The sequence below is a fragment of the Bradyrhizobium sp. ISRA430 genome, assembly GCF_029909975.1.
Classification (GTDB): domain Bacteria; phylum Pseudomonadota; class Alphaproteobacteria; order Rhizobiales; family Xanthobacteraceae; genus Bradyrhizobium.
Genome location: NZ_CP094516.1, coordinates 5,007,169 through 5,021,359, shown reverse-complemented (window position 1 = coordinate 5,021,359; position 14,191 = coordinate 5,007,169). Strand labels below are relative to the sequence as shown.

Genomic DNA, 14,191 nt, shown 5'->3' with positions numbered 1-14,191 from the left:
CTCCCTCAATGACCCAGATAGGCTTCGATCACGGCGGGGTTCTTGCGGACTTCGTCCGGCCGTCCCATCGCCAGTACCTTGCCCTCCGCCATCACCATCACGCGCGAGCACAGCGACATCACGAATTCCATGTTGTGCTCGATCACGACGAAGGTGGCGTTCTTCTCGCGGTTGATCGCGACCAGCCGGTCCTTCAGGTCGGCCAGCATCGACGGATTGACGCCGCCGGCGGGCTCGTCGAGCAGCACCAGGCGCGGTCCGCCCATGAAGGCCATGGCGGCGTCGAGCAGCTTCTGCTGGCCGTAGGAGAGGCCGCCGGCCGGCTCGGCGGCGAGATGATCGAGCTTGAAGAAGCCGATCATCTGGTCCGCTGCGCCGGTCAATCCCGCATCGGAGCGGCCGACCAGGCGCGAAGCCATGTTACCCTGATGCTCCTGGCCCGCAAGGATCAGGTTTTCGCGCACCGAGAGCTTTGGGAAGACCTGCAGGAGCTGGAAGGTGCGGCTGACCCCGAGCTTGTTGAGCTCGGCGGGTCGCAAGCCCGTCACTGTCTTGCCGTCGAGCTTGACCTCGCCGCTGCTCGGTGTGAGCTGGCCCAGGATGCAGTTGAACAGGGTCGACTTGCCGCAGCCGTTCGGCCCGATCAGGCCGAGGATCTCGCCCTCGCGCACGTCGAAGCTGACGCCGTCGACGGCGCTGATGCCGCCAAAATTCTTCTTGATGTTGGTGACTTCGAGAACCGGACTCATTGCGCCGTCTCCAGTCGTGATTTCGCGACGGCGCGCAGTGCAGAGGCTGCCTTGGTGCGGCGCGCGGCGAGGTAACGATCGAGGATTCCCAGGATGCCGGTCGGCGACCAGATCAGCAGCAGCATCACCGCGACGGCGTAGAGCATCAAATAGTAGCCTTCGGTGAAGCGCAGCCATTCCGGCAGCAGCACCGCGATCATCGCCCCCAGGAAGGGGCCGAAGTAGAAGCCGGCGCCACCGACGATCACCATCATCAACAGGTCGAGCGAGAGCGACAGGTTGAACGGCACGGGATCGATATATTGCGTCAGCGGCGCGTAGAGCGCACCGGCGACGCCGCCGAGCGCCGAGCCGATGGCAAAGGCCATCAGCGTGTAGCGCCGCGTGTCGACGCCGAGCGACTGCGCGCGCAGCGGATTTTCACGCAGCGCCATGAAAGCGCGGCCCCAGGGCGAGCGGATCAGCCACCACACCGCGATCGACACGAGTGCGAGCGAGCCGAGGCAGACATAATAGAAGGGCAGCGGCTTGTTGGTCGCGAGCCCGAAAATGTGCGGCCGCGGAATATTGGAAATGCCATAGATGCCGCCGGTGAGCCAGCTCTCGTTGCGAAACACCAGGAAGGCGAGGGTGGAGAAGGCGAGCGTGACGAAGGCGAGATAGTGGTGCTGCACGCGCAGTGCCGGATAGCCGAGCACCCAGCCGACCGCGAAGCTTAAGGCAATCGCGACGACGATCGCGGCCGGCAGCGGCCAGCCATGCGTCGTCATGATCGCCGCGGCATAGGCGCCGATGCCTACGAAGGCGCCCTGTGCCAGCGAGACCTGGCCGGCATAGCCGAGCGTGAGGTTCAGCCCCATCGCGGCGATGGTCATCACGGCCCACTGGCTCAGGATGAACAGGCCGTAGCGATTGAAGTTCATGGGGACCACGATCAGCGCCGCGATGACGGCGAGGGCGAGCGCGATCTTCAGAGGCTTGCCAAATCCGCTCATACCGTGCGCTCCTCGGCGCGGCCGAGCAATCCTTGCGGCCGGAACAGGATGACGACGATGAGGAAGATCAGCGGCACGGCCGCACGATACTGGGTCGACACGTAGGCGGCTGCGAGATTGTCGAGCACGCCTATCAACAGGCCGCCGGCGATGGCGCCGCGCACCTGGTTGAAGCCGCCGACGATGGCGGCGATGAAGGCGGCCTGGCCCAGCACCTCGCCGGAGGAGAATTTAGCCAGATAGATCGGTGTGATCAAAAGCGAAGCCAGCGCCACCAGGAAAGCGTTGATCAGGAAAGTCAGGAGGATCATCCGCTCGACGGGAACGCCGATGATGCGTGCGACCGTTGGATTCTGCGCCGCCGCCTGCATCTGGTGGCCGAGCGAAGTGCGGTTCAAAAGCGTGGTCAGACCGAAGACGGCGAGGATGGCGACGGCGAGCACGCCGATGCTTTGCAGGGAGACCGCGTGACCGAGCACCGAGATGTCGCCGGTCGGCACGATCGAGGGAAACGACGAGGCCTCGGCGCTGAAGAACTGCTTCACGGCTTCCTTGATGCCGATCGCCAGCGCCATGGTGGCGATCGCAAGCGGCAGCACGCCGTGGCGCATCATGGGATCGACCAGCAGCAGCTTGAAGGCGAGGCCGAGCAGGATCATCGAGAGCAGGATGCCGAGGATGATGGCGAGCCAGAACGGCGCGCCGACATGCATCGCCGCCAGCATCAGGAAAGCCGGCAGCATCACGAACTCGCCTTGCGCGAAGTTGATGGTCTGCGAGGTCTGCCAGAGCAGCGTGAAGCCGACGGCCACCAGCGCATAGATTGCGCCTGTGGCGAGCCCCGCGACCAGAAGATCGAACAGATTGGACATGGGGTTCTCTTTTCGTTAGAGCCCGATCGAATTGGGTCGACGCGAATTCAGGCCTATCACTCCCTCTCCCCCGTTCTTACGGGGAGAGGGTGGGGTGAGGGGCTCTCCTCGCGAATTCAACTGTCACCGTGACCGCGGAAGCGGCCCCTCACCCCAACCCTCTCCCCGCGAAGAGCGGGGAGAGGGAGAAGGGCAGGACCTCACTTCAGCTTCGGCAGAACCTGCTTCACGACCTGCTTGCCTTCCACGACCTCGACCAGAAAGCTCTGGCGATCGATGTCGCCGTTCTGATCGAACGTGACGTCCATCAGGATGCCCGGCTCATCCGCGGCCTTGATCGTCAATCCGTGCAGCGTGTCGGCGAAAGCCTTGGAATCGACCTTGCCCATCTTCTCGGTGGTGGCTTTGATCATGTAGACGGCGAGGTAGCCCTTCAGACCGTTGTGGTCCGGCACGTAATTATACTTCTTGGAAAACTTGTCGCGGAACGCCTTGATCAGGTCGACCGGTGCGTCGGTGGTGAGGCCGACATGGCCGCGCGCGCCGTTGGCGGCGTCGCCCGCGAGTTCGATCACCTTCTGGCCGATCAGCGTGGTCTCGCCCATCAGCGGCGCAGTGACGCCCTGTCGCTTCAGCTCTTTAAGGATGCGCGCGCTTTCCTCCTCGTTCAGGTAGACAAAGACGGCGTCGGGATTGGCGGCCTTGATCTTGCCGACGTCGGCGGCGAAGTCGGCCTGGCCGGCTTCGGTCGAGAGGTCGGCGACGACCTTGGAGCCGAGGCGGTCGAGCTCCTTGACGATGACGTCGCGCCCGCCGCGGCCGAAGTCATTGTTGACCCAGACCACCGCGACCGTCTTCGCCTTCATCTCGTCGTGGATGTATTTCGCGACCTTCGGCATCGAGGATTGTTGGCCGAACGAGGTGCGGAACAGGAATTTGTTGCCGGCCTGCGTCAGCTCGGCGGCCTCGCCGCCCATGATCTGGGCGATGCCGGCCTCCGCCGCCAGCGGCGCGGTCACCTTCACCGAGCCGGAATAGCCGGGCCCGAGCAGCACATAGGGCTCGGCGTCGAGCGCTTTCTGCACCTGGGCGCGGGCGACGCCGGGGTTGGATTGCGAGTCGGCGTGGGTGACCTCTAACTTGCGGCCGAGCACGCCGCCCTTGGCATTGATCTCCTCGATCGCAAGATCAATGCCGTTCTTCCAATTGGTGCCGACGGTGGCGCCGCCGCCCGAAAGCTCGGCGACGTCGGCAAGCTTGATCGCCTGGCCATGGGCGCTGGTTGCTGCGGCAAAGGCAAACAAGGCGCCCGCCAGAATGGTCGATTTCATCGTCTCTCCTCCCGTTTCACTTGATGTCGTCGGCAGCCTTGTGTCCGGCCGCTCGGGTTACGCTGCGTAATAGGCTGAGCTTCGGGCCGCCATCACCTCGTCGAAAGCCTGTCCCATGACTTCGGTCGATGGGGCAAGGCCCGTGAACAGCTCGAAGGCGTCGGCCGCCTGGTAGATCGCGAGCTCGCGTCCGGTCATGATCCGCGCGCCCTTGGCCTGGGCTGCCGCCAGCAGCGGCGTGATCAGCGGCGAATAGACGGCGTCAGCGACCCACAATTTTTCGTGCAGCAGCGTGGCCGGGACCGGAATACCCCGGTTCGGCAGCATGCCGACCGGCGTGCCGTTGACGAGGCCGGTTGCGCCATCAAGCGCATCCTCGACGCTTCCAGCCACCCTGGCGCCCGCGCGTGGGGCAAGCAGCGAGGCGAGCGTTTCGGCGCGCGCGGGCTCGCTGTCGAAAATGCGGATGTCGGCCACCTCCAGGCTCGCCAGTGCGAAAGCGATCGCCTTGCCGACGCCGCCGGCGCCGATCACGGCGACCGCGTTGCCGGATGGCGCCAGCAGCGGCGCAACGGCGCGGGCAAAGCCCGTGGTGTCGGTGTTGTGGCCGATCAGCCGGCCGTCCCGGACAACGACGGTGTTGACCGCGCCCATGGCGGCGGCGCCCGGTGCCAGCTCGTCGAGCAGCGGGACCACCGCCTCCTTGTAGGGATAGGTGACGTTGATGCCGGCAAAGCCGAGACGGCGCACGCCCTCGAGCAAAGTGCTGAGCTGTGCGGCATCGGCGCCGGCGATCTCGATGAGCTGGTAATGGCCGCGCCAGCCGAGCGCCTCGGCGGCGCGCTCGTGCATGGCGGGGGAGGCGGAATGCGCGATCGGTGCGCCGAGCAGGCCGGTGAGGAGCTTCTTGCTGGTGGCGGGGCCGCGCTTCGACATGATCCACTATCGTCTGGTGAGGGGCGTTCTTTCCCGGCCATTAGCGGGGAAATCCGCGCAATTCCAAGTGCGACGATAGACTTTCCCTCAGCTAACACAATTACCCATTTATCCGACAAACCTAACATAGTGTTATTTTCGCCGGCCGCGCACCGCTCCACCCTTTCCGTTGCTGCGGGAGGGCTCGACCGCGCGCATCTCGGCGCGCAGCGCCTCGATGAAATATTCGACATGGAGCGACAGCGGCGCGCCGCGCTTCACCGCGATGTAGGTATCGAACCGCGTCGGCTCGGTGATCTTCAACAGCTCGATTCCGGGGTAGCCGCCATGGGCCACCGTGAATTGGTCGATGATGGCGATGCCGAGGCCCGCCTTCACCAGCGCGCAGACGGTGGTACCGAAACGTGCGCGGATGGTGATGTTGTAGTCGAGCCGGTTGCGCGCGAAGATCTCGGCCATGATCCGCCCGTAAGGGTCGTTCGGGTCGATGCCGATCAGCGGATAACGGGTGATCTCGGCAGCCGAAACCTGCTTGCGCCCCGCGAGCTCGTGGCCGGGCGGCACGATGCAATAGAGCTCGCCGGAGGCGAGCGGCATGAAGTCGAGACCGGAATGCTCGAGCCGGTAGCTCATCGCCACGCACTCGCCGCGGCCGAGCAGGAGATAGTCGATGGCCTCCTCGAGCTTGAGGATGTTGATGTCGATGCCGAGATCCGGATAGCGGCGCCGGACGCGCTCGATCGCGCGCGGCACCATCACCTGGGAGATGCTCGGCACCGAGCCGATGCGCAGTTCGGACAATCCGCCGCGTCCGATCTTGGAGATGATCTCGGAGAGATCATCGACCTTCTTGTAGACGCCGTTGATCTGCTCAAAAATGTTCTCAGCCTCCGGCGTCGGGAAGTAGCGGCCGTTCTGGCGCTGGAAGAAGCGGATGCCGAGCGAGCGCTCGGTGTATTTGACCAGCCGGCTGATGCCCGGCGCGGACACGTTGAGCAGCTTCGCCGCGCCGCCGATGGTGCCCGTCACCATCACGGCACGGATCACTTCGACCTGGCGCAGCGTCATCATGTCCTGGACATCCCGAAAGGCGATCGCGACGGCGATCATCTCACGAGCGATGCGAGGACTTCCAGCGGCAAATGCCTGTCAATACGGACGGGAGGGCGACGCTTCACCCTCCCCCTCCAGGGGAGGGTAAGTGAGAGCGCAGCTCACTCGCCGATGACAACGACGGAGAAGCTTCGCGGTCAGATTGTTTCGACTAAAAAAGGCAAGTTCGAATGGAATGACGGCGCACGCCCGTTCGTACGCTTTTGCAGCAACGGCATGCCTCAGCTCGCCGGTCCCTCGGGCGAAGCGCTGTCGGGCAGCCTGGCGCGTTCGCTTTCCAGCACCGCGCGCGCGAACTCGACGATCTTCTGTTTGTTTGCCGTCTCGCGAACGGCGAAAAACACGCGGTTGAGTTCCAGGCCGAGCACGCTGTTGAGGGCGATGTTCTCGTCTTCCATCGTGGTTTCCCGCTTCGGACATTCAAGCTGTATCTTGATGCCGATTCCTCCACAAGTAGATTAAATCTTCGGAGCGTGTAGCGCTCCGTGAAACTACGGTGGCGGCGAATTGAGGCGTCCCCCAAAGTCGTGCTATAGCGAGCGGCAAGGGACGGGAAACGCACCGATGTCCGCCGTTGACTATGGTCGGGAAGCGCTCGACTTCATCGAGGGTCTGGGAGCCTACAGCAGGGTTCCTGACGCCATGGATGCACTCGCAATGGCCTTCGGCCGATACGGCTTCGAGCACATCATCGTAACCGGTCTGCCGAATCCCGATCAGCGCTTCTCCCAGATGGTGCTTGCCAAGCGCTGGCCGGTGGAATGGTTCGACATTTACACTGAGAGAAACTACGACCGCGTCGACCCCGTCATCCGCAAATGCCGGCAGACGGTGAATCCGTTCGAATGGTCGGAGGCGCCTTATGATGCGGAGCTCGAGCCTGGCGCCGTGGAGGTGATGCGGCGGGCCGCCGATTTCCGCATGTCCCGCGGCTTCGTCGTGCCGATCCACGGGCTGACCGGCTATGAGGCCGGCGTCTCGCTCGCGGGTGTCCATCTCGACCTCAATGCGCGCAGCAAGCCGGCGCTGCATCTGATGGCGATGTACGGGTTCGACCACATCCGCCGCCTGCTGGATCCCGCACCCCATCCCTCGACGCGGCTCACGCCCCGCGAGCGCGAGGTGATTGCCTGGGCCGCGCAAGGCAAGTCGGCTTGGGAGATCGGCGAGATCCTGGACATCAGGCAGCGTACGGCGGAGGAGCATCTTGCAACCGCCGCGCGCAAGCTCGGGGCGGTCAACCGGACGCATGCGGTCGCGATCGCGATCCGCCACAGAATCATCAATCCCTGAGGCTGTCCGCCTACTGGGAAATTTCCCAATAGTCGTCGCGGCGTTTTTCTCCGAGGCTTCCTCCATTTCAAGCAATGGGGGACTCCATGATTCATGTGATTTCCGCCACCAATCGGCACCTCTATGAAGACGTCATCGAGCAGCACTTCCGGGTAAGGCACGAGATTTTCGTCGAGGAGCGGAAGTGGGAGGCGCTGCGCAAGCCCGACGGCCGCGAGATCGACGTCTACGACAACGAGGACGCGATCTACTTCCTCGCCCTGGAGGATCGCCGCGTGCTCGGCGGCTACCGGCTCTATCCCACCACCAAGCCGACGATGATGAGCGAGGTGTTCCCGCATCTCGCCGCGGTGCGCGGCTGCCCCGTGGATCCGCTGGTCTGGGAATGGTCCCGCTTTTTCGTCGCGCGCGATCGCCGCGACGGCGCGCTCAACCTGCGGCTCATGGCGTCAGCGCAGGAGTTCTGTCTCAGCCAGGGCATCGAGCGTCTCTGCCTGGTCATGGAGACGTGGTGGTTGCCGCGTTTCCACGACATCGGATTCGTCGTGACACCCCTCGGACTGCCGTCCCTGATCGAGGACTCCTGGACTATGGCTGCAACGATCGAGGTTCGTCAGGAGTCCCTCGACATCGTGCGGAATCGCATCGGGATGACGCATGTCATCCAACAGGATGGTCCGCGCCTCGACGCCATCGCCCTTGCCAACGGCTGCGGCCTCGCCGCGGCGCAACGAAAGACCGCCTGAGATGTCGGACATGATGCGGGACAGCCAGATCATGGCGCAGACCAGGGACGAGAACCTCGGCTACATGTCCGACATGGCGCTCGAGCTTGCACAAATGGCGGAGGACTCCGGACTGACAACGCTCGCCTATCTGTTCCGGATGGCTGCGCTGGAAGCTTCCACCGTGGACACCGTCATGGCCGAGCCGGATGATTTCCCTCACCAGATGACATCGCATTAGGCGGATCCTCTTCCGTTCCTAAAGGGCATGCTCTCAACCTCTCCTCCTTGCGGGGAGGGGTGATCACGCGCCTCGAATGGAGGTGCATCGCACCGCGTTCGTTGGCGTCACCGTGCCGATCACGCGCATCTCTTGCTTTCGGCCATAGCCGAAGAGTTGCAGGCCGGCGCCGTCAGCAACCTGACCGTTCAACACCAACCGCTCAGTTCTGGAGGCAGGCCGGTGCGGCAGGTTGACCCATTCAGCGTGGCAACTTTCCTGCATTGCCGCTCGGCTGCAGGCACCGAGATGCAACAAAGTGCATGTCTGGCGCAGAATCGCTCTTGCCTCGGAACGATACTGCCATTACCCATTTTTCGGCCTTGAAGAGGCGGGGGGAGCTCTTTCACTGATGGCGACCGTGTTTGAACATCGGCGCGACGCTGCGTGCGCCTGAAAGAGTTTTGATGCTGCTCGTCGTCGAACAGTTCTTGAACGGATTGCAATTCGGCCTGCTGCTGTTCCTGCTTGCCGCCGGGCTGACGCTGGTGTTCGGGATCATGGATCTCGTCAACCTCGCGCACGGCTCGCTTTATATGATGGGTGCCTATTTCGCAGCGACCTTCGTCGCCTGGACCGGCAGCTTCGTGCTCGGCGCGCTGATGGCGCTCGGCGCGACGCTGCTGCTCGGCATCGTGCTCGAAGTGACGGCGCTGCGGCATCTCTACGGCCGCGACCATCTCGACCACGTGCTCGCGACTTTCGGCCTGATCCTGTTCTTCAACGAGGCCGTGCGGTTGATCTGGGGTCCCGCCGGGCTCGCGCTGCCGCTGCCGGCCTGGCTCACCGTGCCGGTGCAGCTTCTGCCCGGCATCTACTATCCGGCCTACCGCCTCGCGATCATCGTGGTTGCGTTGCTCGTTGCGCTGCTGCTCTATCTCGGCGTGATGCGCACCCGCATCGGCATGCTGATCCGCGCCGGTGCCTCCAATCGCGAGATGATCGGCGCGCTCGGTATCAACATCAAGCTGCTCTACACGCTGGTCTTCGGCCTCGGTGCGGCGCTCGCGGGCCTCGCGGGCCTGATGCAGGCGCCGATCCTCACTGTGCAGATCGGCATGGGCGAGAACATCCTGATTCTCGCCTTCGTCATCATCGTGATCGGCGGCATCGGCTCGATCCGCGGCGCGTTCCTTGCCGCGATCTTCGTCGGTATGATCGACACGCTCGGCCGCGCCTTCCTGCCCAACCTGTTGCGCCAGGTGCTGAGCTCGACCGCGGCCTCCACCGCCGCGCCGGCGCTGTCCTCGATGCTGATCTATCTCTTGATGGCAATCGTGCTGGTGGTGCGGCCGGAGGGGCTGTTTCCGGCCAACCGTCGATGAAGGGTTTGAGCGTGAGCAAGGCCGTCACGGCCCTGATGCTGGCGGGCCTCGTGCTGTTGCCTCTCTATTCGTCGCTCTCCGGCAACATCTTCATCCTGACGCTGTTCACACGCATCGTCATCCTGGCGCTGGCGGCTGCGAGCCTCAACCTGATCATGGGCTATGGCGGCATGATGAGCTTCGGCCACGCCGCCTATCTCGGTATCGGCGGCTATGCCGTGGGCATTCTGGCGCAGGAAGGCGTCGGCTCCGGCTTCGTCCAGTTTCCGGTCGCGCTCGCCGCGTCCGCGTTGTTCGCACTCGTGATCGGTGCGCTCAGCTTGCGAACCCGCGGCGTCTATTTCATCATGATCACGCTGGCCTTTGCGCAGATGGCCTATTACGTCGCCTCGGGCCTTGCGCGTTACGGCGGCGACGACGGCCTCACCGTCTACAAGCGCAGCGACTTCTCCGGCCTGGTCAATCTCTCCGACCGCGTGCAGTTCTACTATCTCTGCGTCGCGTGTCTCCTTGGCGTGATCTTCCTGATCTGGCGCGTCGTCAATTCGCGCTTCGGCCTCGTGGTGCAGGGGCTGCGCTCCAACGAGCAGCGCATGCAGGCGATCGGCTTTCCGGCGAAACGCTATCAGCTCGTCTGCTTCGTGATATCGGGCACCATGTGCGGGCTCGCCGGCGCGCTGCTCGCCAACAACACCGACTTCGTCAGCCCCGCCGTGATGTACTGGACCCGCTCCGGCGACCTCATGGTGATGGTGATCCTCGGCGGCATGGGCACGCTGTTCGGCCCGGTGATGGGCGCAGTGGTCTATCTCGTGCTCGAAGAGCTGCTGTCGCAGGTCACCGAATATTGGGCGCTGATCATGGGCCCGCTATTGCTGCTCGTCGTGCTGTTCGGGCGCGGCGGCATCATGGGCCTGCTCGGGAGGGTTGGCCGTGGCTGAACCGCTGCTCCGGGTCGAAAAGCTGGTACGCCGCTTCGGCGGCATCACCGCAACCGATAACGTGTCGCTCGACGTCGCGGCCGGCGAACTGCATGCCATCATCGGCCCCAACGGCGCCGGCAAGACCACGCTGATCAGCCAGCTCACCGGGCACCTTGCCCCGCATGCCGGCACGGTCTCGCTCGGCGGTCTCGACATCACTTACCTGCCGGCGTATCGCCGCTGCGCGCTGGGGCTTGCACGCTCGTTCCAGATCACCTCGCTGTTGCTCGATTTCACTGCTGCCGACAATGTGGCGCTGGCGGCGCAAGCGCATGCCGGCACGTCCTTCCGCTTCTTCGCCAATGCGCGCAAGGAAAAGGGGCTGCGCGATGCTGCGCATGCCGCGCTCGACCGCGTCGGTCTGTCCCATCGCGCCGACGTCGTGGTCTCGCGGCTCAGTCACGGCGAGCGGCGCGAGCTCGAGCTTGCGGTCGCGCTGGCCAGCAAGCCGAAACTGCTGCTGCTGGACGAGCCGATGGCGGGCCTGGGTGTCACCGAATCCCAGCGCATGGTGAAGCTGCTGCAGGAGCTGCGTAAAGAGGTCTCGATCGTGCTGGTCGAGCACGACATGCCGGCGGTGTTCGCGCTGGCCGATCGCATCTCGGTGCTGGTCTATGGCCGCGTCATCGCCTCGGGCGACCCGGCCGCGATCCGGCAGAACGAGGAGGTCAAGCGCGCCTATCTCGGCGACCAGCACGTGGTGACGCGTCATGATTGATCGGCTGGCTGACACGCTGCTCGACGTCGACGGCATCGAGACCTGCTACGGCCTGTCCCAGGTGCTGTTCGGCCTGTCGCTGTCCATCAAGCCGGGCGAGATGGTCTCGCTGATGGGCCGCAACGGCATGGGCAAGACCACCACGATCCGCTCCATCATGGGCCTGACGCCGGCGCGCGCCGGCGCGATCCGGTTTGCGGGTGCGGACGTGCGGCAGCTTCCGTCCTACAAGATCGCAAAGCTCGGCGTCGGTCTCGTCCCCGAGGGGCGCCAAATCTTTCCGAACCTCAGCGTGCGCGAAAATCTGGTTGCCGCCGCCGCCGACCGCTTCGGCATCGACAATCCCTGGACGCTTGCCGCGATCTACTCCTTGTTTCCGCGGCTGGCCGAACGCGCCTCCAACATGGGCAACCAACTCTCCGGCGGCGAGCAGCAGATGCTCGCGATCGGCCGCGCGCTGATGACCAACCCAAAGCTCCTGATTCTGGACGAAGCGACCGAGGGCCTCGCACCGCTGATCCGCGAGGAGATCTGGAATTGCCTGTCGCTGCTCAAGAAGCGCGGGCAGTCGATCCTCGTGGTCGACAAGAACGTCGATCACCTCGCCCGCATCTGCGACCGCCACTACATCATCGAGCGCGGCAAGACGGTATGGAACGGCACATCGAGCGAGCTGATGGCCGAGCCGGAGTTGCAGCACCGCTATCTGGGGATTTAGTTCGCTCTCCGCGTCGTTGTGGTCGGGCCTGTCCCGGCTAATCAGGCGTGGGCCGCGAGGAAGCGAGACATACATTCCCCGGGACAAGTCCGGGCACTACGGCTGAATGAGGAGCGGTGCGGCTGCGCCACCGAGTCGGTGTCGTCCTGGCGAAAGCGAGGACCCATCCCGCGGAATCTATCGATCGGGCGTGAAAGGAGGTCCCGGACGACCGGTCTTCGCCAAACATCCCCCTGGGATAATGGGTCCCGGCTCTCGCCAGGACGACATTGTGGGGTCTTGCCTAGATCGCGCCGACACTAGCGCGCCAGGCGATGCGTGCCGATTTCAATCAGGGTTGTCCGGCAGGACAGGCGGTAAATCAGGCTGAAGAAATGACCCCACATGATCCAATTCCGCTGTTTGATCACTTGGATGCAGCCTAGCGCGCCAGTCTTTCCGACGGTTTTCGCGGGATCGGGAAAATGGCTTCGTCGGCGAGGGTAGTGATGTCGTCGGAACAGGCGGGACGAAGTCGCCTCACAGGGGTGTGAAGTGCTCTTGTCATGCCGGGCTCGGTCCTGCGGACCGCCCCGAAATGACCGCCAACAATCAGAACATCTCGAAATATTCGCGGTGCTCCCAGTCGGTCACCTCGGCGAGGAAGCGGTCGATCTCGGCGTTCTTGATGTGGGTGTAGTAGTCGACGAACTCGGCGCCCAACTTCTCGCGGAAGAACGGGTCGTCCTTCAGTGCCGCGACAGCGTCGCGCAAGCTCTTCGGCAACAGCGGGGCCTTGGTCTCGTACGGCGTATCGGCCGACGGGCCAGGGTCGAGCTTGCGGTCGACACCATCGAGGCCGGAAAGGACCTGCGAGGCCATGTAGAGATAGGGATTGGCGGCGGGTTCGCCGACGCGGTTTTCCAGGCGCGTCGCGGCATCGTTCGGCCCGCCGAGTACGCGGATCATCACGCCGCGATTGTCGCGGCCCCAGATCGCGCGGTCCGGCGCCAGCGAATAGGAGCGGTAGCGCTTGTAGCCGTTGATCGTTGGCGTCGTGAACACGGTCGCAGCGCGGGCATGGTCGAGCAGGCCCGCGAGATAGGCGCGGCCGAATTCGCTCAGCGGCTCGGCGCCTCCCTTCGCCATGAACAGGTTCTCAGCCGTAGCGCGCGAGACGATCGACTGGTGCAGGTGCCAGCCGCTCGCAAACAGATTGGCCAGCTTCGGCCGGCACATGAAGGTGGCGTGGTAGCCGTGCCGCCGCGCGATCTGCTTTACGGCAGACCGGAACAGCACCATGTTGTCGGCGGGCTCCATTCCCCTCTTCGGCTGGAAGGTGAACTCGCACTGGCTCGGCCCGAACTCGACCTCGACCGAGCGCAAGGGAAGTCCGAGCGCGACGATGTCGCGGCGCAGGATCTCAAGCACCGGCTCCATCTGATCGAAGCGCTGCTCGGTGAGATATTGATAGCCGTGGCTGAGCAGGCTCACCGAGGGCGGCGTGCCGGGCTGGCCGGCATCCTCGGCGCGCATGTGCGCGTCGTCGAGCTTGAAAATGTGGAATTCGACCTCGAGTCCCGCAACGAAATCGTAGCCGCGGCTTGCGAGCTCATCGAGCACCTTGCGATAGAGCCCGCGCGTTGCGAACGGGACTGGACGGCCGTCGCTGAAGTAGAGGTCGCACAGCAGCCAGCCGGTGGTCGGCGCCCAGGGCAGCACGCGGAAGGTGGTGGGATCGGCGACCATCAGCACGTCGGCGGCGCCCTCCATCTCCTTCATGCCGAAGCCGCCGCCGGCGGTGAACACCGGAAATACCGTGCGGTGCGAGGTGTCCTTGGCGAGCATGGTCGTGGTGATCGAGCAGCCGCTTTCCAGCGAGGCGATCGCCTCGGAGGCGATGATCGTCTTGCCGCGCAAGATGCCGTGCTGGTCCGGGAAGGCGAGGCGGATGACTTCGAGGTTCTTCTCCTCGACGATACGGCTCAGCCGCGTCGCCGCGTCCTTCTGCTCATCCGACCACAACCCATGACGCGCGACGAAAGTCACTTTGATTGCTCCTTCCTGCTCGGTGAGAGCATATTCCACGCTGTCATCGTCCGCGAAGGCGGACGATCCAGTATTCCAGAGACGGTAGCGTGTCCACGAGAGGCCGCGGCGTACTGGATGCCCCG

The 14,191-nt window shown here is 64.2% G+C and carries 15 protein-coding genes; 7 read left to right on the top strand and 8 right to left on the bottom strand.

Annotated features, from left to right (window positions below; translation table 11 throughout):
- Positions 1–5: 5 nt before the first annotated feature.
- The 7 genes from MTX21_RS23895 to MTX21_RS23865 all read right to left on the bottom strand — a co-directional run bounded on the left by MTX21_RS23895 (position 6) and on the right by MTX21_RS23865 (position 6,394).
- Positions 6–749, bottom strand: coding sequence for an ABC transporter ATP-binding protein (locus MTX21_RS23895; RefSeq protein ID WP_280967127.1), 744 nt, complete (start codon positions 747–749; stop codon positions 6–8).
- Positions 746–1,744 carry a branched-chain amino acid ABC transporter permease gene (locus tag MTX21_RS23890; protein ID WP_280967126.1) on the bottom strand — a complete coding sequence of 333 codons (999 nt, stop codon included), beginning with the start codon at positions 1,742–1,744 and terminating at the stop codon, positions 746–748. The genes MTX21_RS23895 and MTX21_RS23890 overlap by 4 nt, the downstream gene beginning before the upstream one ends.
- On the bottom strand, positions 1,741–2,616 hold the full coding sequence (locus tag MTX21_RS23885; RefSeq protein WP_280967125.1) for a branched-chain amino acid ABC transporter permease: 876 nt from the start codon (positions 2,614–2,616) through the stop codon (positions 1,741–1,743). The genes MTX21_RS23890 and MTX21_RS23885 overlap by 4 nt, the downstream gene beginning before the upstream one ends.
- Before the next feature lie 200 nt (positions 2,617–2,816).
- Positions 2,817–3,947 (bottom strand): ABC transporter substrate-binding protein, encoded by a 1,131-nt coding sequence (locus tag MTX21_RS23880; protein WP_280967124.1) that lies wholly within the window; start codon positions 3,945–3,947, stop codon positions 2,817–2,819.
- 57 nt (positions 3,948–4,004) lie between these two features.
- Positions 4,005–4,883 (bottom strand): shikimate dehydrogenase, encoded by an 879-nt coding sequence (locus MTX21_RS23875; RefSeq protein WP_280967123.1) that lies wholly within the window; start codon positions 4,881–4,883, stop codon positions 4,005–4,007.
- A 132-nt stretch (positions 4,884–5,015) separates the two neighbouring features.
- Complete coding sequence (locus tag MTX21_RS23870) at positions 5,016–5,954, bottom strand: LysR family transcriptional regulator (RefSeq protein ID WP_280971148.1); 939 nt, start codon at positions 5,952–5,954, stop codon at positions 5,016–5,018.
- 263 nt (positions 5,955–6,217) lie between these two features.
- Entirely contained in the window at positions 6,218–6,394 is a 177-nt protein-coding gene (locus MTX21_RS23865) for a hypothetical protein (RefSeq protein WP_280967122.1), read from the bottom strand.
- Between the two features lie 166 nt (positions 6,395–6,560).
- On the opposite strand from MTX21_RS23865, the gene MTX21_RS23860 reads away from it, so the two are divergent.
- From MTX21_RS23860 to MTX21_RS23830, 7 genes are all read left to right on the top strand, one after another.
- Positions 6,561–7,289 (top strand): LuxR family transcriptional regulator, encoded by a 729-nt coding sequence (locus tag MTX21_RS23860; RefSeq protein ID WP_280967121.1) that lies wholly within the window; start codon positions 6,561–6,563, stop codon positions 7,287–7,289.
- An 86-nt stretch (positions 7,290–7,375) separates the two neighbouring features.
- Entirely contained in the window at positions 7,376–8,035 is a 660-nt protein-coding gene (locus MTX21_RS23855; RefSeq protein WP_280967120.1) for an acyl-homoserine-lactone synthase, read from the top strand.
- Between the two features lies 1 nt (position 8,036).
- A complete protein-coding gene (locus MTX21_RS23850; RefSeq protein ID WP_341512037.1) occupies positions 8,037–8,255 on the top strand; it encodes a hypothetical protein in 219 nt (72 codons plus the stop codon).
- Positions 8,256–8,701: 446 nt separating this feature from the next.
- Positions 8,702–9,619 carry a branched-chain amino acid ABC transporter permease gene (locus MTX21_RS23845; protein ID WP_280967118.1) on the top strand — a complete coding sequence of 306 codons (918 nt, stop codon included), beginning with the start codon at positions 8,702–8,704 and terminating at the stop codon, positions 9,617–9,619.
- Positions 9,616–10,560 carry a branched-chain amino acid ABC transporter permease gene (locus tag MTX21_RS23840; protein ID WP_280967117.1) on the top strand — a complete coding sequence of 315 codons (945 nt, stop codon included), beginning with the start codon at positions 9,616–9,618 and terminating at the stop codon, positions 10,558–10,560. Before MTX21_RS23845 ends, MTX21_RS23840 begins: the two co-directional genes overlap by 4 nt.
- Positions 10,553–11,320, top strand: coding sequence for an ABC transporter ATP-binding protein (locus tag MTX21_RS23835; RefSeq protein ID WP_280967116.1), 768 nt, complete (start codon positions 10,553–10,555; stop codon positions 11,318–11,320). The genes MTX21_RS23840 and MTX21_RS23835 overlap by 8 nt, the downstream gene beginning before the upstream one ends.
- Positions 11,313–12,038 carry an ABC transporter ATP-binding protein gene (locus MTX21_RS23830; RefSeq protein WP_280967115.1) on the top strand — a complete coding sequence of 242 codons (726 nt, stop codon included), beginning with the start codon at positions 11,313–11,315 and terminating at the stop codon, positions 12,036–12,038. Before MTX21_RS23835 ends, MTX21_RS23830 begins: the two co-directional genes overlap by 8 nt.
- Before the next feature lie 591 nt (positions 12,039–12,629).
- Here the strand turns inward: MTX21_RS23830 and MTX21_RS23825 are convergent.
- The gene (locus MTX21_RS23825) at positions 12,630–14,066 is read right to left on the bottom strand and encodes a glutamine synthetase family protein (protein WP_280971147.1); all 1,437 of its coding nucleotides are present in this window, start codon (positions 14,064–14,066) and stop codon (positions 12,630–12,632) included.
- Positions 14,067–14,191 lie beyond the last annotated feature (125 nt).

Excerpts from the sequence above, each read along its gene's own strand:
- MTX21_RS23850 (WP_341512037.1), top strand. The coding sequence starts at position 8,037 with ATGTCGGACATGATGCGGGACAGCCAGATCATGGCGCAGACCAGGGAC.
- MTX21_RS23895 (WP_280967127.1), bottom strand. The coding sequence starts at position 749 with ATGAGTCCGGTTCTCGAAGTCACCAACATCAAGAAGAATTTTGGCGGC.
- MTX21_RS23845 (WP_280967118.1), top strand. The coding sequence starts at position 8,702 with ATGCTGCTCGTCGTCGAACAGTTCTTGAACGGATTGCAATTCGGCCTG.
- MTX21_RS23840 (WP_280967117.1), top strand. The coding sequence starts at position 9,616 with ATGAAGGGTTTGAGCGTGAGCAAGGCCGTCACGGCCCTGATGCTGGCG.
- MTX21_RS23855 (WP_280967120.1), top strand. The coding sequence starts at position 7,376 with ATGATTCATGTGATTTCCGCCACCAATCGGCACCTCTATGAAGACGTC.
- MTX21_RS23875 (WP_280967123.1), bottom strand. The coding sequence starts at position 4,883 with ATGTCGAAGCGCGGCCCCGCCACCAGCAAGAAGCTCCTCACCGGCCTG.
- MTX21_RS23890 (WP_280967126.1), bottom strand. The coding sequence starts at position 1,744 with ATGAGCGGATTTGGCAAGCCTCTGAAGATCGCGCTCGCCCTCGCCGTC.
- MTX21_RS23880 (WP_280967124.1), bottom strand. The coding sequence starts at position 3,947 with ATGAAATCGACCATTCTGGCGGGCGCCTTGTTTGCCTTTGCCGCAGCA.
- MTX21_RS23865 (WP_280967122.1), bottom strand. The coding sequence starts at position 6,394 with ATGGAAGACGAGAACATCGCCCTCAACAGCGTGCTCGGCCTGGAACTC.
- MTX21_RS23830 (WP_280967115.1), top strand. The coding sequence starts at position 11,313 with ATGATTGATCGGCTGGCTGACACGCTGCTCGACGTCGACGGCATCGAG.
- MTX21_RS23870 (WP_280971148.1), bottom strand. The coding sequence starts at position 5,954 with ATGATGACGCTGCGCCAGGTCGAAGTGATCCGTGCCGTGATGGTGACG.
- MTX21_RS23860 (WP_280967121.1), top strand. The coding sequence starts at position 6,561 with ATGTCCGCCGTTGACTATGGTCGGGAAGCGCTCGACTTCATCGAGGGT.
- MTX21_RS23885 (WP_280967125.1), bottom strand. The coding sequence starts at position 2,616 with ATGTCCAATCTGTTCGATCTTCTGGTCGCGGGGCTCGCCACAGGCGCA.